This window comes from Acetobacterium bakii (assembly GCF_001263355.1).
In the GTDB taxonomy this organism is placed as follows: domain Bacteria; phylum Bacillota; class Clostridia; order Eubacteriales; family Eubacteriaceae; genus Acetobacterium; species Acetobacterium bakii.
Genome location: NZ_LGYO01000047.1, coordinates 1 through 19,044 on the forward strand (window position 1 = coordinate 1; position 19,044 = coordinate 19,044).

At 41.7% G+C, this 19,044-nt stretch carries 18 protein-coding genes; 4 read left to right on the forward strand and 14 right to left on the reverse strand.

Translation table 11 applies throughout. From position 1 onward, the window contains the following. Positions 1-221: 221 nt before the first annotated feature. The 8 genes from AKG39_RS16355 to AKG39_RS16395 form a co-directional block, all read right to left on the reverse strand. A complete protein-coding gene (locus AKG39_RS16355; protein ID WP_050741486.1) occupies positions 222-593 on the reverse strand; it encodes a hypothetical protein in 372 nt (123 codons plus the stop codon). A gap of 7 nt (positions 594-600) precedes the next feature. Beyond that, entirely contained in the window at positions 601-981 is a 381-nt protein-coding gene (locus AKG39_RS16360; protein ID WP_050741487.1) for a hypothetical protein, read from the reverse strand. A 15-nt stretch (positions 982-996) separates the two neighbouring features. Next, positions 997-2,361, reverse strand: coding sequence for a hypothetical protein (locus AKG39_RS16365; RefSeq protein ID WP_083439624.1), 1,365 nt, complete (start codon positions 2,359-2,361; stop codon positions 997-999). A gap of 319 nt (positions 2,362-2,680) precedes the next feature. Further along, the gene (locus tag AKG39_RS16375) at positions 2,681-4,240 is read right to left on the reverse strand and encodes an ATP-dependent nuclease (RefSeq protein WP_050741489.1); all 1,560 of its coding nucleotides are present in this window, start codon (positions 4,238-4,240) and stop codon (positions 2,681-2,683) included. Positions 4,241-4,387: 147 nt separating this feature from the next. Next, positions 4,388-5,731 (reverse strand): restriction endonuclease subunit S, encoded by a 1,344-nt coding sequence (locus tag AKG39_RS16380; RefSeq protein ID WP_050741490.1) that lies wholly within the window; start codon positions 5,729-5,731, stop codon positions 4,388-4,390. A gap of 2 nt (positions 5,732-5,733) precedes the next feature. After that, positions 5,734-7,146: a class I SAM-dependent DNA methyltransferase gene (locus AKG39_RS16385; RefSeq protein WP_050741491.1), complete on the reverse strand. Its 1,413-nt coding sequence runs from the start codon at positions 7,144-7,146 to the stop codon at positions 5,734-5,736. Continuing rightward, a complete protein-coding gene (hsdR, locus tag AKG39_RS16390; RefSeq protein ID WP_050741492.1) occupies positions 7,146-10,484 on the reverse strand; it encodes a type I restriction-modification system endonuclease in 3,339 nt (1,112 codons plus the stop codon). Before hsdR ends, AKG39_RS16385 begins: the two co-directional genes overlap by 1 nt. 218 nt (positions 10,485-10,702) lie before the next feature. Beyond that, positions 10,703-12,004 (reverse strand): DUF2254 domain-containing protein, encoded by a 1,302-nt coding sequence (locus AKG39_RS16395; protein WP_050741493.1) that lies wholly within the window; start codon positions 12,002-12,004, stop codon positions 10,703-10,705. A gap of 529 nt (positions 12,005-12,533) precedes the next feature. On the opposite strand from AKG39_RS16395, the gene AKG39_RS16400 reads away from it, so the two are divergent. Next, complete coding sequence (locus AKG39_RS16400; RefSeq protein ID WP_050741494.1) at positions 12,534-12,743, forward strand: hypothetical protein; 210 nt, start codon at positions 12,534-12,536, stop codon at positions 12,741-12,743. A gap of 49 nt (positions 12,744-12,792) precedes the next feature. After that, complete coding sequence (locus AKG39_RS20135; RefSeq protein WP_160316210.1) at positions 12,793-12,930, forward strand: hypothetical protein; 138 nt, start codon at positions 12,793-12,795, stop codon at positions 12,928-12,930. Here the strand turns inward: AKG39_RS20135 and AKG39_RS20930 are convergent. Next, positions 12,905-13,129 (reverse strand): NADPH-dependent FMN reductase, encoded by a 225-nt coding sequence (locus AKG39_RS20930; protein WP_115028421.1) that lies wholly within the window; start codon positions 13,127-13,129, stop codon positions 12,905-12,907. The genes AKG39_RS20135 and AKG39_RS20930 overlap by 26 nt on opposite strands. 648 nt (positions 13,130-13,777) lie before the next feature. Here AKG39_RS20930 and AKG39_RS19830 point away from each other — a divergent pair. Further along, positions 13,778-13,942 carry a DUF6132 family protein gene (locus AKG39_RS19830; RefSeq protein ID WP_115028358.1) on the forward strand — a complete coding sequence of 55 codons (165 nt, stop codon included), beginning with the start codon at positions 13,778-13,780 and terminating at the stop codon, positions 13,940-13,942. A 145-nt stretch (positions 13,943-14,087) separates the two neighbouring features. Here AKG39_RS19830 and AKG39_RS16405 read toward each other — a convergent pair whose 3' ends face one another. The 4 genes from AKG39_RS16405 to AKG39_RS16420 form a co-directional block, all read right to left on the reverse strand. Then, a complete protein-coding gene (locus AKG39_RS16405) occupies positions 14,088-14,642 on the reverse strand; it encodes an NADPH-dependent FMN reductase (protein WP_242852647.1) in 555 nt (184 codons plus the stop codon). A 110-nt stretch (positions 14,643-14,752) separates the two neighbouring features. Then, positions 14,753-15,211 carry a hypothetical protein gene (locus AKG39_RS16410; protein ID WP_201780291.1) on the reverse strand — a complete coding sequence of 153 codons (459 nt, stop codon included), beginning with the start codon at positions 15,209-15,211 and terminating at the stop codon, positions 14,753-14,755. Positions 15,212-15,369: 158 nt separating this feature from the next. Continuing rightward, positions 15,370-16,122 carry an alpha/beta fold hydrolase gene (locus AKG39_RS16415; protein WP_160316211.1) on the reverse strand — a complete coding sequence of 251 codons (753 nt, stop codon included), beginning with the start codon at positions 16,120-16,122 and terminating at the stop codon, positions 15,370-15,372. Next, a complete protein-coding gene (locus AKG39_RS16420; RefSeq protein WP_050741498.1) occupies positions 16,112-16,372 on the reverse strand; it encodes a TetR/AcrR family transcriptional regulator in 261 nt (86 codons plus the stop codon). The genes AKG39_RS16415 and AKG39_RS16420 overlap by 11 nt, the downstream gene beginning before the upstream one ends. A 154-nt stretch (positions 16,373-16,526) precedes the next feature. Here AKG39_RS16420 and AKG39_RS16425 point away from each other — a divergent pair, with 154 nt between their 5' ends. Further along, a complete protein-coding gene (locus tag AKG39_RS16425) occupies positions 16,527-17,468 on the forward strand; it encodes a pyridoxamine 5'-phosphate oxidase family protein (protein ID WP_050741499.1) in 942 nt (313 codons plus the stop codon). 279 nt (positions 17,469-17,747) lie between these two features. Here the strand turns inward: AKG39_RS16425 and AKG39_RS16430 are convergent, their stop codons facing one another. Beyond that, positions 17,748-18,929, reverse strand: a complete 1,182-nt coding sequence (locus AKG39_RS16430; protein ID WP_050741500.1) for an MFS transporter — start codon at positions 18,927-18,929, stop codon at positions 17,748-17,750. Positions 18,930-19,044 lie beyond the last annotated feature (115 nt).

A 19,044-nucleotide genomic window follows, 5' to 3' on the forward strand; every position in this document is an offset into this window, starting at 1 on the left:
TCTCAAAGATGCACACATCATTAAGTTAAGTGTGCCTGGCACCGAAAGTGAACGACCTTCCCTACTTCAACCAGATCCCGTTCTGACGCAATGGTTTCAATATCATTTACTCTAGAATCTAGTCACCATACTTTTTACAAAAACGCCATACTGTGCTGTTAAGATGATGTTCGCCTGACGCTAAGTTAAGTGTGCCTGGCACCGCCACATCATAAGCACCTTCAGTTCGAAGTGTTCCAGTCCCCGTCAGTGAACCGATCATATGGGTCATGCATATAATACTTCTTGTAAAACAACACCATTGCTTTTTTATAATGACTCAGCATTAAAATCACATCGCTATTCGTAGGCAAATCATCATCTTCAAATATATCTAGAAAATGTATTACGAGTTCATTTTTCATAAGTTCTCTCACTGGTTCAAGAACTCGATTAACTATTTTCACTTTATACTTATTTAGTACAGAGTCCGATTTTTTTTTTGATAATTCTTGAAATTCACAATAAATACCGTCCAGTAAGGGTTTTAGCAATTCGTATTGTTCAACTTCTGCTTGTGTAATAATATGTTTGTTTTGTTCTTGATTTTCCATAACACAATTACCTTCTCGTTCTAAAACTCGGGTTACTTGTTCTTATTTCTGATTGCTTTCCATCAATTATCCAAAAATAAATACCCGAAGCGTACTTAACATTCTCAATTTTGAAACTTGCTAAGCTATCAATATATTGAGAAAGCATCATAATAATATCACTATTTGTTGGCAAATCATCCTCATCAAACAAATCAAAATCATCAAATGGCTTATGGATTTTTGTTAGAAGTTCATTGGATATTGAAAGTAATTTATTGACAAAGCCAAGTTTGAATTTATTTATTGGTGAATCGGGTGACTTTTTTGATAATATACTTATTTCCTTATATAATTCTGCGATCTGCGTATCTAATTTCTCAAATTTTTGAATACCAAGTTCATTCATAATTAGTTACCTCCATTAAGACGGGCAAGCCCGAATAAATTCAATATATTTTTTCTTGATAATTTCGATTGGGTCGCGTTGCTTTGATTCATATACATCTACCATCAACTCTAGATCTTCATCGGATAAACAAATAATACACCTTCTTTGACCTGACCATAAATCTACTGTATTTTGCAATATATTCTTCTTTATTTTATTTCTTGCTACAATTATACCAAAACGACCAAAGTGATCAGCTAAATATCTATTTACCTGGTTTATATGATCCCTTGTTACTTCTTGTACATTTTTCATTTCAAAAACGACTTGTTTGCAGTCATAATCTTTGTAAATTTCAGCTAAGAAAGGGTAACTACAATTATTATAAAAAATCAAATCCCTAATTTGTGATCCTGATTCGATTCTACTTTGTTCTTGCGCAAAATCAAGATGTGGATATAATAACGAAGACATTAATCTTACAATATAATCTTCAAATCTTTTATCTGCATTATCAATTTTACCTGTTGAAAGATTAGTTATCGAGTTTAATGTCTTTTTCGCGGAAAAAATTGGAATTTGTTTAAATAGTGGATCATTTTTGCAATCAGACTGGCTTCTTTCTTTAGATGATATATATGCCTTTACAACATCATAATTTTGCCTATTGTAATCAAGAATTTTTGCTTTCTCAATTTTATCTTCTGTTCCGTTTTCTACGAATGCAGACTTAAAATAGTCTTCAGAATTTATCCAAGGAGAAAATCGTAGCCATCTTTTAGGAACTAGAATTATTGGTTGGTTATCTTCTGGATTAATAGGCAAAAATACATCTTCTAAAATAATTTTATTTGATTTAGTGCTATAAATACTAACATTTTCATTTTTCACCATAGGAATAGAATGCTTATCACATTCATTTTGAGTAAAATCTATCATAAAGGATTTTAAATAGTTACATGCTATATCACTTATTCTATCCTTTGATATCCCATTGATGTAAAGCTGAATTACCTCGAAATGGTGAAATCCGTTACTATTAATTTCGGTAATACTATTAAATAGGGACAAAATTTTCTTTGCCAGTTTGTCCCCTATTTTTAAACCGGATTTTGATTTGCCAGTTCCAAGTCCTACTTCACAACACTCCGAAATCTCAACTAACAATTCGATGGCATCATTCTCACGCCCTTTATTACTTAATGCACCTAAAAAATTGAATGAATTAATTAATGCATCGTGTAATGCGTTATCTTGCTGCGATGGTGATCTCCATAATAAAAAAGGATCCAAATATAATGGAATATCTTCATCAAGAAAAGGAATAGCAAAATCCACCTCTTCTTGAGTTACCGGTATATTATAGTAATCGACTAATCTCGGTCTTATTATTGTCATTTTCTATCACCTACCAATATAAAATTGTTTGAATATATTTTTAAAAAAAGCACAACTTTTAAACCTAGTGTTACGTTCCTTGAACAGAATAAGTTAAGTGGCAGGTATGACGCAGGTAAGTTTTTGTATGTCATATCAAAAACCAATGTTTTAAGAAAATATGGAGGTGGTTTGAAACCCACCAACTGAATGGCGGTTCCTAAAGGTCCTCCTTTATCTTCTAAAGAGCATAGCTCTACATTGTTTTTACATACTTGACCTTCGTGGTGACACACAAACACCCCCACACATCCCCTGCGAACCGTTTCCCGTGGCATATTTACAAATTCAATTCTCGCTTTTTATCTAACATCCAGTGATGAATTGTCGAAATATAATCCTCCCACCTTTCATTTTTTTTTACAGTATCAATTATATTCGGAAGAACATATTCTTTTACATGCCCCATGCTTTCTACTAAGCCATCAATCCATTGATGGCTGTTTGATACTGCGTTTATTTTCTTTGCTTGCTTAATAATTTCTTTCTCTTCCGGCATTTCGATTAGTAAACTATAAATAAATTCTTCTGGTGAAATATCAGTTGGTAAATTTAAATCCTTGATAATAGAAACTGCATCTACAATTTTTTTAACATGTTGCTCTTCAGTACCTGTCAATACTTTTTTTATTGCAGCCATCTTTTCTTCATTAGTTTTGTATACATCTCCATCCAAAACTATTAGTGTGTTTTTATAATCTTCTCCTTTTAAAACTATGCTTGAAGCCATAATAAATGCATTAGTAACTGCTCCATACTTGATGACTTTAATCTTACTAAGAATATTCAAACCTTCAGCAATACATTTTATTATCGTTTCAGCAAGCAAATCTTCGACAAAAATCTCAAGTGGTTTCGAAATATATTCACTTAGATCATAAATCATTTCATAAGTAATTGAATCATATACCATTGTTTTTTCAGGCAAATTATCCAAATATCTAATATCCACATATTTTCCAAATTGATTAATCTCTAAAGAATGTGTCGTGAAAAATATTTGCAGATTCCTTTTTTTTGCAATCTCAGCGAATTTAACAATTAACTTTTTAAATGCAGTCACGTGTAATAGCATATCAATTTCATCAATTAGTATAAGCGAATATTGATTGACTGTGTATAGAAGTTTGAGCATTTTTATAATTCTTTGTTCACCAGCTCCCATACTAAGTGATGAGTATGTAATATTATCCCCCGTGCATACTCCAATCAAATCCTTCTTTTTTGTTTTATGAGATGTTAAACTTTCATAATTTTTATTAAGAATATAGGCTGCATCATTAACTATTTTTTTAGAAATATCATCACGAGGATCCTTTGTTGAATAGTGTATGAAAGAAGTTTGTTTTTCAATTTCAATTTCCGGAATACATGATGTAATGCCGAGAAAATATATATCTCTCTTTGGCCGATGTACATACCTCGGTGCCCATCTATCAAAATCTTTTTTGTATTCACGTACTATTTCTTTTTTTGCATATTCATCATAATAAGTCATTGATAACTTACTGTTTTTCCAGTTAGAATCAGTATTGGGTGTAAAAAAATAACTAAACTTATAATTTTCGCCATTTTCGAATGGTGTATACATACATGCCAATGCATGTAAGATTGTAGATTTTCCACAACCATTAACTCCCATAATTGCAACTAAATTTTTACTTATATGGATATCTAGATTCTTAAGTCCTTTTAATTCTTTAATATTAATATTAGTGATACGATGTTTCGGAAGCAATACTTTTTTAATTTTTGGCTTTTGAGGTTCTGATTTTTTAAATTTCACAAGCTTTAAACCACTTTCTTTAGTATTATTTTTAAAGATAGACTTTACCTTCAATGTATATTTATATTTCGGCCATTCACTATCCCCCTATCAAAAAACCTTTCTTCATTTAAACTATCCATATTTGTACTTCATTCATTGTGTTTTCACTTTTGTATTGGAAAATTCCGAGATATCTGTGGGTTTCTAAAAACTAAAGAATTATACAGTTACTAAAACTGCTTTGAGCAGTCTCATTGCACTTCTCTCTCCTGGCTCATTTGTCCCCAGTTCCCCACGGAATGCCTGGCCTAGAATGGTTTTTTTTATGGTTTCGATCTGATCAATGAGTTCACAGAGTTCTATTGCATTTTGTTCTTTTTCAAAAATATCATCAAGGATACGGGTAATTTCGAGCTGTTCGGGGTTTGAAGGTACAGGCACAATGAGATTTTTTAAATCATTTATGGAAAGGTTGGGTTGATTTGTCGTTTTGCTTTTTTCCTTAGCAAAATTTAAAACTGATTCTGTTCTCAAATAATAATATAAGTAATTAGAGTAATTACATCGGATTATTGCAACTCTCTGATTTAATAGTGCTTCTTCTTTATCTGGATAAATACATACCTTTAGACCCTTATTAATAAAAGAACGTGTCAAAGAAATTAGTATATCATCAGATTTAACTAAAAATCTCTTGTATTCATTTAAGTAAGACCCTGGGAGACGAACATTGTCATTATAATAATAGCCTACACCGACATTCGTTATTTTTACACATGGCACTTCATAACTTACATCAAAATCTTGACTCTTAAATGCATTGCCGGATACAATTACAGCAATATCATTTAGAGGTTTCTCTTCCCAACTCTCCAACCCAACCCCATTCACTTCCCGCCACTTTTTTGTCAATTCCCCAGTAAATGCTTTGTAGAGAATGGCAGCCTTGCGGTTTTCGAAGCTGTCCAGGGCTTCCTGAATCAGGTCTTTGGCCTGGTCCAGCTTTTCAAAAAGGCTTTCAATGCGGTCAACGATGCGCTGTTGTTCGGCCAGGGGTGGGAGAGGAAAAATTGAATCAAGTACTATTTTTTCAGATACTCTTGGTAAGTTTATTCCTTTTGAATTTGCGATTGCATTACTAATGAAATAATCCGTATTAAGGAAATAATTCATTAGTTTGTTAACACATATAGACTTAGTTTTGAGAACTAAAATATCCGTTGAACATATTCCTTCAAAACTAACTATGTCATGTTTATTCAAATATGGCCTAAGTTTACCGTACAATATGTCACCAATACCAAAAACGTTCTTTTGACTTTTTATTTCATCTGAACTTCCGAAACCAATAATACCTGCGCCTTTTTGAATATGTTCAAGGCCAATGTATTTTCTTTCGTCCGAATTATCAAAGTCATTGTATTTTTCTTTTGAACAAAGTACAGCTGAACCAAGCCTCGTCCATACCCAATTCCCCGGCACCTCATAAGGCCATTCTTCTTCCCTAACCAACGCCTCTTCCAGCATTTCCTCAGCCGTCAATTCTTTTTTCTTTTTGGCCATACCTAGACCTCCAATGATCGGAGTTCTTTAAGCACGCTCTGGATCAGATCAACGGCTTCTTCCAGTTTGGCCACCACTTCTTCCCCGCTTTCAATGGGGTCCTGCATGTCTTCGTAGTCGATGATGCTGTCATCTCTTATCAGTCCCAGATCAAGGCTGTCGTTCTTTGCCTTGATTTCTTCTCTGGTAAAACAGGAGAATCGTTCATCTTCAACAAGGGCACGATCTTCGGCGGTATAGGCTTTGATGAAATCCACAAAGTGTTCTTCATTGAGGGTTTTGGTCTTGCCGAAGGTCTGCATATTGGTGCGGAGGTCGTAGATCCAGACGTCCTTGGTGTTGTTCTTTTCGGTTTTTCCCCGGGTAAAGAAAAGCACGTTGGTCTTCACGCCCTGGGCATAAAAAATCCCCGTGGGCAAGCGGAGGATCGTATGGAGATTGCACTTGTTCATCAGATCGCCCCGAATCGAGGCGCCGTCGCCGTCGGCAAAGAGCACATTATCCGGAAGCACCACGGCGGCCCGGGCTTTTCCGTTGGCTTTCAGGCTGCGGTAGATGTGTTGCAGAAAGTTAAGCTGTTTGTTTGAGGACGGAAAGGTTAAATCGTCCCGGGTGGTGCGCTCGCCCCCTTTTTTCGTTCCGAAGGGTGGATTGGTCAGCACCAGGTCGTAATTTTTCATGACCTTTCCCTGGTTGGAAAGTGTATCCGCCAGCAGGATTTCCCCTTCAATGTCGTGGAGCATGGCGTTCATCAGCGCCAGCCGGTGAGTATCGTGAACCAGTTCGCAGCCGGTAAAGGCTTTGTCTTTCTGAAAATCCTGGGCTTCCAGAGACAGGTCGAAATTGTCGTCGTTATGTTTTTTCACATAGCGGTCGGCGGCAATCATAAATCCGAATGTGCCACAGGCCGGATCATTGCAGAGTTCTCCGGGCTGGGGCGCCATCAGCCGGGTCATGATGTTTATCAGAATCCGGGGGGTAAAGTATTGGCCAGCGCCGGATTTCTTTTCGTTGGCGTTTTTTTCCAGAAGGCCTTCATATAAATTTCCCAGACCTTCTTCTTTGGCGGAATACCAGTCCAGACCGTCGATGTTGGTGATGATCTTTTCGAGATTCTTGGGCTCTTCAATATTGGAACGGGCGCCCGCATAGATTTCACGGATTCTTCCGGTGCATTTTTCGCCCAGGTGGTTGAGCAGTTCGGTATAAAAGCGTTTCAGTTCAATCCCCTGTTTTTTCGCCAGCATATCCCAGCGGTAAGCTTCGGGTATAGGTTCATCGGTGTTTGTTTCTTTGGCCATTTTCAAAAATAATAAATAGGTGAGTTCGGTGACGTACTGGTGATAGGTAATCCCATCATCCCGAAGCACGTTACAAAGATTCCATAATTTTCCAACAATTTCCTGATTATTCATTAAGCTGCATTTCCTCCATCGTCATATAGATAGTCATTTAACTCAGTAATTATATCATTTAATTGGTTGCCAAAGACTTTATTTATTTTGTCATAGCCGCCGGATGTTCTAAATGAACCGGAGTCGAAGGTATTTCGTTCCAGAATGGTTTCCAGCAGCAGATTTTTTTCGATCCGGTCTATCCAATTAAGCTGCATTTTGGTGAACTTATGTTGTTTCTTTAACCGGGACACGGCGTTGTTAATCCGTTGTTCATGGCTGATCCGCGGGGAGCCGATGGCCTGTTGTCGGATCAGGCTGATGATGTCCGCGGTGATGTCTTCATTGGTCAGTTCTTTCCAGGCGCTGTTTAATAGTTGTTCGGTAAAGAGGTTGCGGTCGAGTTCCAGCTTCAGGCTTTTCAGGCTTTCCCGGGTCATTTCATTGGGTCGGGTGCAGACAATGTTCAGCGCCAGAATTTTATTGAGGTTGTCAGTGATAAAGGTTTTGAACTCTTCCAGATAATCGGCAGGCTTTTTGCCTTCGCCGTAACCCCTAGTATGGCTGACCAGGGCATCCGGCTTATCGGAAACCACTACGGCATTTCTGGGATTGGCACTGCCGTTTTTCAATGGCTCAAAAATCCGAGCGTTGTTGAGCAGATGGGTTTTCGCATCGCTGACCGACATGTCCCGGAGCATGTCAATAAAGGCGGTCGGGGTTTGACCGTCGGTAAGATCACTGAAATGAGCCAATGATGCCTCATCCAGGCTGCGTTTGGCGCGCTGGACCTTGGCAATGATCATGTCGATCTGATTTTTGATCTGTTTCTCGGAGTTCAGGGCGGTCAGTCCGGCCAGCAAATCATCGAAGCTGGTGCTGGGATTGGCCACCACCGGCTTCATGGTGTTAACCGGCGCCAGGGATTCATAGACACCGATGGGATCGTAAATCTCAAAATGAGTTTTACCGATTTCCGGGCATAGACGGGTGGCGCGCCCCATCATCTGCTCGAACAGAATGCGGGACTTTACCCGGCGCATAAAAACCAGGGTGGTTATTTCCGGAACATCAATCCCGGTGGTCAGCAGATCCACGGTGACGGCAATGTTGGGGAACTTTTCGTTTTTATAGTGCTTGATGGCTTCCATGACTTTTTTCTTGTTGCCGCCACCGACGCTGCCGGTGATTTTCATGATCGCGTCGTTGTCCACGCCCATGGGCTCATAGTGTTCTTTGAGGATTTTGACAATCAAATCCGCGTGGTTGTCGTCAACCGCAAAAATCAGGGTTTTGCCGTCGGCGTCGGGATCAAGGTCTTTGGCGATTTCAGTTAAGACGGTGCGGTTGAAATTTTCGGTGATGACTTTGCGGTTGAACTGTTCCACATCGAATTTGAGTTCATCTTCCAGTTCGTCACTGTTGATAATTTCATTGGTAACCGGGTCGTAGATGGCCACTGTCTCCCCTTTTTCATAGATGATCCCTTCCTGGCTGAGCTTGGTGATGATGGTATGGGGGGCATCGTGGTCCACCAGAAAGCCTTCGATGACGGCTTCCCGGTAGGTGTAGTTAAAGACGGGCTTGCCGAAGATCTGGCTGGTGTGCAGCGCCGGGGTGGCGGTCATGGCGATTTTAACGGCATCGAAGTATTCGATGACGGTACGGTACTTGCTGATGAAGTCATCCTGGTTGCGATAGAGCATTTCGTCTTCGCTGAGTTCCTTGTCGAGAATATAACCCCGGTGGGCTTCATCAATGACAATCAGATCGTAGTCGGTTACCGCCGGCATGGTGTCTGCTTCGTTGTAGATTATCCGCTTGACCAGGCTTTGGACCGTGGCCACATGGATTTTCGTTTCTTTGTCAATGTCTTTGTCGTCAAGATTTTTGATGTTGTAGATGGCATCCAGGGTCATTAGCTCTTCCAGCTTCACTTCTTTGAAAACATCCTGGGCCTGTTCCCCCAGGGCGGAGCGGTCCACCAGAAAAAGAATCCGCTTGAAGCGACCGGTTTTCAGAAAGCGATAAATCAGTCCCAGAATGGTGCGGGTTTTGCCGGTGCCGGTTGCCATGGACAGCAGAACGGTTTCCCGGCCATCGATAATGGCTGTTTCCGCGGCCACGATGGCGCCGATCTGGTAGGCTCTGAGATTCAGGCCGTCTTTATCGCTGAGTAGGTCATAGGGCAGTGCCGTTAAGGCGTGATTGGCGACCGCGATGTCTTTCTCCAGTAATTCCAGCAGGCCGATGGGGCTCATCCAGCCCTGCAGGGCTCTGGGAATGTTCGATTCCTTCCGGGCATCCCGAAACCAGATGCCGGATTTGGTTTCTAACTGTTTGAGGTATTTTCGGCCGTTGGTGGCAAAAAGAAAGGGAGCTTTATAGCCGTTCCAGTTGTCGATGACATAGGCGGCATCACCATCCTTTATGGCCTGGGAATAGGACTTGCACTGGTTGTCGATCACTGCCGAAATGTCGATGGCCAGGCGTTTGGCCTCGATGATCCCGACCAGGCGGAGTCCCACAAACAGGGCGTAATCGGCATAGCCATTTTTGCTGACGGTTGAATCCGTGGGCCATTCGGCAATGGCCAGATCTCGGCCTTTCTGGGGACGGGTTCCTCTGGCATAGCAGAGATTAACGGTATCGGCCTCCCAGCCCACTTTATTGAGCTGGGCGTCAATCAGGTACCGGGTTTCGGCTTCGGAGAGATTGAGGCTGTCTGCGGCAGTTTTGGCCTGTTTCGCCCGCTGCTGGATGGTGGCTGGGGTGATGGCAAAATGCCTGACCACGTTTTGTTGAAGGGCCGCAATAATGGCTTCTTTTTCTGCCAGTTGCTGTGTCAGTTTTTCTTTTTCAGCCGCTTCCTGTTTTTCCTGTTGCTTTATTTGGGCCTTAGTTTTCTTCGTATACAGATCGGTACCGTCGAGGGGTTGTTGTTTTTTCAGCACGAACCCGTTGGGATCGGGTTCATAGGCAAAGTCGCCGTAGACCTGCATAAACCAGACACCCAGGTTGTAAGCCATTTCCAGCAGGATCACCGCATCATCATAGGAAGCGTAGCCCTGGTGGACGGCTTTATTTCGGGCTTGACGCAGGGCGTAGAAAATGTCGTCAATTTCCGGAGCGATCAAGCCTTCTTTTTTCAGCGTTTTGATCCGGTTGGCGTGGGTGTTCTCTACTAGCGGCGGCGGGACATTGTCAAGCTCCATCATGAAATTGACGATGGTTTCCCCGAACAGACCCAGCTTGATGATACAGGAGTTCCCGTCGGTGTACAGGTAGTCTTCGGCTAGACTTCCCATCAAGGCCAGTTCTGGAAAGTGACCGCTTAAAAATTCATAGTTTGATTTCATTGATTATCCCCTCAGTTACGTCGATGCAATCGTATTTAATGGCAATATTGTATCACTAAATTATTGTCAGGGAAAGATTAAAAACATGCAAAAAAAAGCACGATCGCGATTGTTGTATTTATAATCGCGATCGTGTTTTATTATTTGTTTTTACCCCACTGACGGTTCCTTTCGGCTCCACCCGCACAACACCGCCGCCCCGACCACCCTCCACTCTGTCACTGCAAATTAAGATTCTTGCTTGGTGCAGCCACGATCCAATCCCTCTTTTCGGTGATCCGATCGATGTCCATTTTATGATCATAATTTGGGATACAAATTGAATAGACATACTCCACAAATTCTTTCAGCACAACCTGATTGTACAGGGAGGCTTTTCGGCTGATGATTTCCAGCGCCTCAAATAACGCTAATACAAGCGAAATATCGGCTTTGCCGTAGTGCACAATCTGGTAAAAGGTGAAATAGAGATCATGGCGGAAATCCAGGCTTTTATAAATAATGGCAGCCTTCGATTCATGCGCTTGTTTGATGGTGTAAAGACCATCAATTCCCGCCAGTTTCCCCAGCAGCACCCCGAGCATCCTGACACAATGGATCGCTGTGTAAGGATCATTGATGCCCGGAGAAATCGCCCGGAGTGATATCTCAATGATTTTCTGCAATGAGAACATATAATCATTCGCTGTGTATCTTTCATTTTCAAGCGTGAAACAATTTGATAATTGGTCGATTAAATCCGCGGCTGGTTTGCCCGGAGTATAATAATAAGCGATTCTTTGCTTTTCCGACAGATAATCGCCAATGCTCGCATCGATTAATACTTTGCAGTCCAAGTCTTTTATTAAGTTCCAAATCGAACCCGAGTCTGTTAAATTCAAATAGCCATTTTTCTTAGCAGTGATCTTCGTTTCCGAATCATGCTGATCAGAACTGAACTGGTCGAGGCGGTCCTTGTCTTTTAAGAATGAAAGGGTATTTTCGATGGACTGATCCGATTCATTATATAATCTTTCAATCAGTTTATTGGCTTGGATCGATGACGACACGGTGTATACGAAAATAATGAAGTAGATAATACAAAGAATCGAATAGATGACGGCCACGGTTGCACAAATCACCAAATTATCGAGGTTGGCATCGCGCATAAACAATAAATTTATGATGCAGTAAAAGAAACCGCCCACATAGATGCCGAGCACTTTCATGGTGATTTTATTCGTCAGGAAATTATTCACAACCCGGGGGGAGAATTGCGCGGAGTACATGGTCAGCACAATTAAAATCGTCGAAAAAGTAAAGGTGGTGATTGTCAGCAGCACGCCGGCCAGCAATCCCAAAATAGTTCTGGCCAAATCGACTGAGGTAAAAAATATGGTCGGCAGGTAGTTTTGAATGGGCAAGGTTCGGTTGTCGATCAGTATCACCGCAATCGACAATAACAAGGAAACTAAAACATAGCCGCTTAAAATAACCCACATTTTATTGTTTTTGAACATCAAAATTATTCTTTGAAACATGACTTCACCCTGGCCTTTCATCAATTTAAGTCAGTTACTGGAATCTTTGGAGCGATTACACCTTCCGTTAAGCAAATTATACACGGTTTAGGTGTCATTGCCAAACGCGTTGTTTATTTTTTACATGGTTGGGAGTGTATACAACACTGAAAACTTTTGGCCAATACCTGTTTCCCCGCCGGTTTGCGGCCGGAGGCATCGTTGCGCAACGACAAAAAAATCCAGCATCCGGGAGGCATATCCCCGATGCTGGATTCTAAAATAATTTTTATGAGACCGGGCGGGTCCGCCTTTTAAAAAGTAATCGGTGCTTAAACGCGTAAGGACTTTAACGCATTACTCCAGACAATGACCTGATCAAACACGTCGGTCAGGGCACAGGTCTCATGTTGACTATGATTGGGATTTCCTGATCTAAATATTTAATTGTATTTACTTCGATAAAATGTTTTGTTTCACGTATTCTCCTTTTGGGTATTATAAAATAAAAGCTAGATACTTAAAAAATAAATTTTCAGGAGGACAAAAGATGCTCGATAGAATAATTAGTGAAATTGAAAAAAAGGCTATGGAAACTGGTGATAAGCAAAAAGAAGATGTTAGCATCATCTTGAATGTTACCAATGATGAAAAACAAAAATTTCTGGAAGAGTGCGACAATTTAAATGAACACTGGAACTGGGATATTTTCGGGGATGAACTGCATGTGAACTACAAAGCAAAAAAATTCAAACCATAAATGGCTGGCTAGTCACATCTTTCTATAATACGAAAAAGAGGTACCCATAATGGATACCTCTAAAAACATGTATAAAAAAAGCAATCGAGGTTTGACGCACGGTGCTACCATGGCCCGACGATTTTTCCAACTCAAGATTGCTGTACCAATTATAGCAGTGCTTAAATTAATTGCAAATAAAAATTGAAAGCATTGAAACCGTTATTTTTCTTTCGCCGCCGTTTTTCTCGGCACCCCAATGGCATCAAAAAATCCATCCATTTGATTTTCCTCCTGTCTTCATTTAAAAAGTCGATGGCGTTTTTTAATGCGCCGGGGATGCTGTGGTTATATTCGCAGGTGACATTGGTTGAAACAGCAGGCGGCTGTTTGTTGTATGCAATGATGCTATGTTTGCCTTGTGTTCATAGCGACATTGAAATTTTAATGACTTGAATGAGGCAAGCTTTTTCAAGCGGAATGATCCCGGGACAAGTGTGCCCTTTGAACAAAGAAATCGCTGTGAACAGACTTTTATGGTCCGTTCATAGCGATTCACTTTTATGTTTGACGGGGACAGATGGGGACTTTTTGGGATGACATTCTGGGGATGTTTAACCGCAACTTCCCCACTTCCCTATGGTTCCAGAATATGATATAACCCAACGCCCCACTTTACTATTTTTCCATGGCATTAAAGGCCGTACTGCCCCCACTTAACCCTGAACATATGCATTGGAAAATTCGGTCATTTCGTTTGTATATAACTCCGGATTCCCGATACACAGTTCCCCGTGGTCAAGTTCTTTGAAAATCTTGATCTTAACACACGGCACGATTCCTAAAATGCGTGCTGCGTATTTTATCCCGAGCCAGGCCTCCTTGGAACCGTACCAATACACAGTTTTGACGTGTATCCAAGTACGGGTAATGTGATCTAATCACTGTTTTAAAAATAAGATTTTGATACAATAAAAATTCTTTAATGGATCCATTTCATTAGTTTTATCTGATCCTGAAAAAAGGCTAAATCAATTAAAAATTAGGAGGTCGCTATGGTTTTAAAGATAATAATCGGAACAATTGTGGGGGGAGCTTTGGGACTCCTCTATTACAAACTGGTGGGCTGTCCCAACGGCAGTTGCCCCATTACTGCCAAAGCCCATCGAACTGCCATTTACGGAGCCGTTCTTGGCTTTATGATCAGTTCTTTATTTTAACGGCAGATTCGTGCATGAAAAATAATCAATAAAAAAACCAGAATCCTTGATGTTTATCTCGGATTCTGGTTTTTCTGGGAATTTTATTTAACCGGCAAAACCGTTATCATTTTACTGGACGATTTTGCTTTTAAATCAGCTGTGCTTAAGCCCGTAAGGTCTTTAAGGCACCGCTCCAAGCAATGACCTGATCAAATACGTCGTTTAGGGCTCCTTCGTGGCGTGGGTCTGGTGTGAAGACACTCATGTTTTCAAAATCGGTAAAAAGTGAGAGCATTACCTGGGCCCGGACATCGGCCATTTGGAGTTCGCCGGCTACCAGCCTGAGTGCTTCAACCGCACGGGTTCCGCCGGCACTGCCGTAGGCCACAAATCCGACAGCTTTGTTTTTCCATTCTTCATTCAGAAAATCGATGGCATTTTTTAAGGCCCCGGGGATGCTGTGGTTATATTCGCAGGTGACAATGATGTACCCGTCAAATTCACTGATTTTCTTTGACCAGACTTTGGTATGTTCTTTGGTATACTGCTGCATCATGGCTGGATGTGGCTCATCTAAAAGGGGTAGATTGAAATCCGCAATATCTACCAACTCAAAGCTGGCATCAGTCCGTTTCTGGGCCTGTCCTTCAACCCATTTTGCAACGGCTTTGCCATTTCGTCCTGGTCGGGTGCTGCCTAATATTATCCCAATTTTCATCATAATCCTCCTCGATATGCAATTATTTGATCAATATTAAATCAATCTAAGATTAGTTATACCCAGTTGAACCGGAGCTAAACATGGAACCGTTGATAAACGGCTGAAGCTTACGGCCGCACCCGTTCGATTTCCGCGTTGGTAAACATGAAGGCCACGTACTCGATGATCATCCCATAGACAATCCCCGCTAAAAAACTGACGATGTCGGCGAATCCGGTGGAACTGTAGTAGGCAAAGGATACAATCAGGCCGAGCACGGCGCCCCGGGCGAGGAGTTTTGGGATGGTGGTATGGGCCCAGGGCAAGCCGATCACCAGCCCCATCAGCAGCCGGTTGTACCACAGCGAAAAGAGCAGGTAGTTTTCAATCTGAAACCCGAACCTCACCAAAGCGCCTATGATACAGAACACCCCCAGAACCGCACCGGTAATCAGAGAAACTTTTAGTCTCTTTGGAATTTTCATTATTGTCAACCTCCTTTGAAAAATATGAACTGATTTGATTTTCCCGGGAATTCTCATTGCCACCTCCCGGGAAAAATAATAATATTCCTTAGGTTTTAACATACCCTTTTGCTTAATAGTTGAAACATCAGGCGGCGGTTTTCAATGATGCTATGTTTGCCTTGTGTTTGACGGGACAGATGGGGACATTTCGGGATGTCATCCTTGGGGATGACACACCGTAACGTCCCCACTTTCCCCTTGGTATTCAAAATATGTTCCTAGGCATTGAAAAATTCGGTCGCTTCGTTTATGTATAAATCCGGATTTCCGATACACAGTTCCCCGTGGTCAAGTCCTTTGAAAATCTTGATCTTAACACTCGGCACGATTGATAACATGCATGCTGCGTATTTTTTCCCAAGCCAGGCCTCTTTGGAACCGTACCAGTAGGTGATATCTGTTTTTGTGTCGGCAATTGAAGGTGGCAGGGCATAGTTGAAAACTGATAGGTGGACATTGCGGCAGCTTTCATCGGTCATGTTTGCACCAATTCTAAATACGTCATCAACCATTTCCGGCGGATAAAAGGTGCGGCTTAAAAGTTGCTTCAACCGTCGGCTGCCCTTTTTCATGCTATGGGCTTGGCTGATTCGATAATTTACGGACAATTTCAGCAAAAATGGATTCATCGGAACGATTGGCCCGGCATCAATAATTGCCTTAGCAATTTCCAGGCGATTTTGTGCCAGAATGTCGGCGGCAATGGTTGCCCCCAGCGATGCGCCGCAAATTGCGAAGACCTGGTTCCCGTATGTTTGCAGCACATAATCGATGATATCGGCAGCGGCTTTTTCAACCGTGGTAAAGGGCGAATTATTTTCGGTGTCGTGTCCGTCCAATACCGGCACGATCACAAAATAATCGTTGCTGAATGCCTTTATTTGCGGTTGCCACATTCGCCAGGAGATACCGTATCCATGGATAAGAATGATCGCCTTATGCTGCTTATTGCCAAATTCTTTAAATTTCATCATGTTGCTCTCCTAACAAATATTCATCCTTGTACACGGCCCTCTTATAAAAATCGTAAATCCTCAGCAGTTGTTCATACATTGCGCTCATGCTTAAATGCTGAAACAGAGATCCCTTTGAAATTTTTGCTCTGGCGGCAATATCATCGGTTGATGCATGCTTAAAATCATTTATTGCAAATACCTGCAGGGCTGAATTGATGATGCGTTTTTGCTTTTCTTTGTCTAGTTTATAGAAATTCAGATACATTCAATGCTCCTTTCTGACTGGTATGGTTATAATGATACTAGAATGACTGAAAAAAACAACCCCATCATTGCAACTGTCGGGGTTTTAATATGAATAAGTATGGGATTAGTTGGGTATATACCAATTCAAACAGATAGAAACGGAGGCAGATAAATTGAAAACGACACTGATTATCTATGAAAGCCATCATGGCAGTGCTAAAAAGGCAGCCACAATCCTGGGAACCATCATCGGCAACACGAAGGTTTATCCGGTGGATGAGGCTCCCGACACCATTTATTTTAATAACCTGGTTGCGGTATTTGGCTTCTGCGGAACGAATACCGCTACTGGTACAATGGCATATCTCAGCAAAGTTAAAGATTTGATTGAAAAAAAGCCCATGGCGGTGATTGGCATCGGCCTGGCTAAATGTGATTTGCCGGGATTTTGTGAAAAAATACGCGACGCTGCGGGAGGAAAGGAATTTGATGCCTATTTTTCCGAAGGTGAGCTTCGCGTTAAGGATCTGACTGCTGGGGAAAGAGATCTGCTGGCGGATTTCTTTGAAAAATATGGGATGACACTTGAAGACAAGGGCAATTTCAATACTGCCAATCTGACGGATATTGCCTGTGAACTGGCCCTGAAATACCGGGTGCCGAAAAAGCCGATGGCCAAGGATTTTTTAAGAGAAAAAATCCGGGCATTTATTCTATCCCATAACACCATGGTCCTGGCCACCGCCAAGGATGACTGGGTGCGTTGTACCCCACTGGAATATATCTATTTGGATGGCATAATCTATGTCATCACGGAAGGCGGACTGAAATGCAAGGGCTTGTGGCAGAATGAAAATATCTCGGCGGTCATCTATGACGCGTATCGTACCATGGCAAATATCAAAGGGCTGCAAATTACCGGAAAAGCTGAATGCATTGAAGTGATGTGCGATGAATACCAGCAAGTCTTTATGAAAAGGCATCTGCCCCTTAAAAAAATTGATGAGCTGCCCATTAGCTTATATCTGATTCGGGTAACCCCGGTGAAATACGAGATTCTGAATTCCGATTTTAAAAAGGATGGCTTTGATGTGAGACAGGTATTGACTGTTTGAGTAGTTTGGGACCGGGATTGCTCCCGGGATAAGGATGATCTTTAAACAAATGTACCGATAAAATCCTTAGCAACGTCAAGGCGATTATGTACAAGTATCTCCATTGTAGGAATCACAGGAATGTTTCGTTCAAAAAAGATAAACGAAACGTCCCATTAGGAGCTCTTTGCCAGATCGAGCTAAAAACGCGCTGCAACGAATATTTCCGTTGCAGCGCGTTTTTGATTTTAAAGGATATTATACCGCACCTCTGCGTAGAGATGGGTAACTTTTTTGTTGCTAAACGACTTCCGACACGGGAGCACTTACCTTAAGTGGATTAACAATCAGATACAAGACACAGAGAGCTGCTTGAACGATCATTCCCACCATGATAGGTGCAGTTACGGCATCACCGGTGATGCCGGCAATGGCACCAATCCAGTAGGTTGACAGGAATCCGAAAAGATTCATGCCCGCAAAGAACAATGAGACACTAAACGCCATCTGAGCTGGTTTAGCGGTCATTCCGATGATCATCATACTGGCTGGAATCAGGGTTGACATGGCAAACCCTTCAATAAATACACCAATGGTTAAAACAAAAATGTTTGGGGCAAAAACGACCATGGCCATACCTATTGCTGCGATACCAAATCCTAAAGCCATAACAAAGCGGTTGGACATTTTGAACACCTTCCCGAATACAGTACCGGCCAGCATGCCACCGATGGTCAGAAATGCCAGGACAATGCCGGCGGTAGCTGTGCTTCCCAAGCCACGTTGGACGATAAGTGTGGACATGTTAACAAGCATTGGATAGATAGTTAGGGTATAGAGGCCGTATACCAGCACAGTAATCCAAACTTTTACCGGCAGTTTTTCTTTGGGAAGGAGTTGGGTTTCCGACGTTACCGGTGCTTTTACTGGTTCCGGCAGGAAAAAGATAACCATAATCAGGGAAACAATCCCTAGTGCATGGGGTAAGAAACTGTAATTCCAGCCGATCGCTGCAAAATAACCACCCATGAATTGAAGAACCATCCCGCCGATGTTCATGGCCAGGGTGACAATCCCTGTCATGGTTGCGACTTTGTCGCCTTCATAAAGTCCCATGACCAGTGAATTGGCCAGCGGTGACATAATCCCAAGACCGATGCCAAAGATGGCCCGTTCGAGCAAAATCACGGTGAAGTCGGTTGCAAAATATGGTGCAACGCCACCTATTACAAAGAGGGTCATCCCCAAAATCGCCAGGGTTTTGTATTTGACTTTGTTGCCAGCTACTGATCCGGCGATAATCGTGGCCGGAATTACGAGTAATGACGGCAGCGTCGACACCAGCAACAGGGTGGTGATCGGTAAATCAGAAAATTGTACAAAAATTGCATTGAGGGCTGGGGTTATGGTCCCAACACCCATTCCGAAAAACGCCAGGACCAGGATGGTAAAAGCTGAAATAGGTTTTACTGTTTGATTCATTTTCTTTCTCCTTATTTTTTTTATATTCAGTATTAGCGAAACTCAAAAGAATCGAACAATGGTTGCTTTAATGTCAGTTTTCACAAACAATTTTGTAACGTGCAGGCGAACAGTC

Bases quoted from the DNA above. Each gene is read 5' to 3' on its own strand.
- AKG39_RS16355 (WP_050741486.1), bottom strand. From the start codon at position 593: ATGGAAAATCAAGAACAAAACAAACATATTATTACACAAGCAGAAGTT.
- AKG39_RS16360 (WP_050741487.1), bottom strand. From the start codon at position 981: ATGAATGAACTTGGTATTCAAAAATTTGAGAAATTAGATACGCAGATC.
- AKG39_RS16365 (WP_083439624.1), bottom strand. From the start codon at position 2,361: ATGACAATAATAAGACCGAGATTAGTCGATTACTATAATATACCGGTA.
- AKG39_RS16380 (WP_050741490.1), bottom strand. From the start codon at position 5,731: ATGGCCAAAAAGAAAAAAGAATTGACGGCTGAGGAAATGCTGGAAGAG.
- AKG39_RS16385 (WP_050741491.1), bottom strand. From the start codon at position 7,146: ATGAATAATCAGGAAATTGTTGGAAAATTATGGAATCTTTGTAACGTG.
- hsdR (WP_050741492.1), bottom strand. From the start codon at position 10,484: ATGAAATCAAACTATGAATTTTTAAGCGGTCACTTTCCAGAACTGGCC.
- AKG39_RS16395 (WP_050741493.1), bottom strand. From the start codon at position 12,004: ATGTTTCAAAGAATAATTTTGATGTTCAAAAACAATAAAATGTGGGTT.
- AKG39_RS16400 (WP_050741494.1), top strand. From the start codon at position 12,534: ATGCTCGATAGAATAATTAGTGAAATTGAAAAAAAGGCTATGGAAACT.
- AKG39_RS20135 (WP_160316210.1), top strand. From the start codon at position 12,793: ATGGATACCTCTAAAAACATGTATAAAAAAAGCAATCGAGGTTTGACG.
- AKG39_RS19830 (WP_115028358.1), top strand. From the start codon at position 13,778: ATGGTTTTAAAGATAATAATCGGAACAATTGTGGGGGGAGCTTTGGGA.
- AKG39_RS16405 (WP_242852647.1), bottom strand. From the start codon at position 14,642: ATGAAAATTGGGATAATATTAGGCAGCACCCGACCAGGACGAAATGGC.
- AKG39_RS16410 (WP_201780291.1), bottom strand. From the start codon at position 15,211: ATGTTAAAACCTAAGGAATATTATTATTTTTCCCGGGAGGTGGCAATG.
- AKG39_RS16415 (WP_160316211.1), bottom strand. From the start codon at position 16,122: ATGAAATTTAAAGAATTTGGCAATAAGCAGCATAAGGCGATCATTCTT.
- AKG39_RS16420 (WP_050741498.1), bottom strand. From the start codon at position 16,372: ATGTATCTGAATTTCTATAAACTAGACAAAGAAAAGCAAAAACGCATC.
- AKG39_RS16430 (WP_050741500.1), bottom strand. From the start codon at position 18,929: ATGAATCAAACAGTAAAACCTATTTCAGCTTTTACCATCCTGGTCCTG.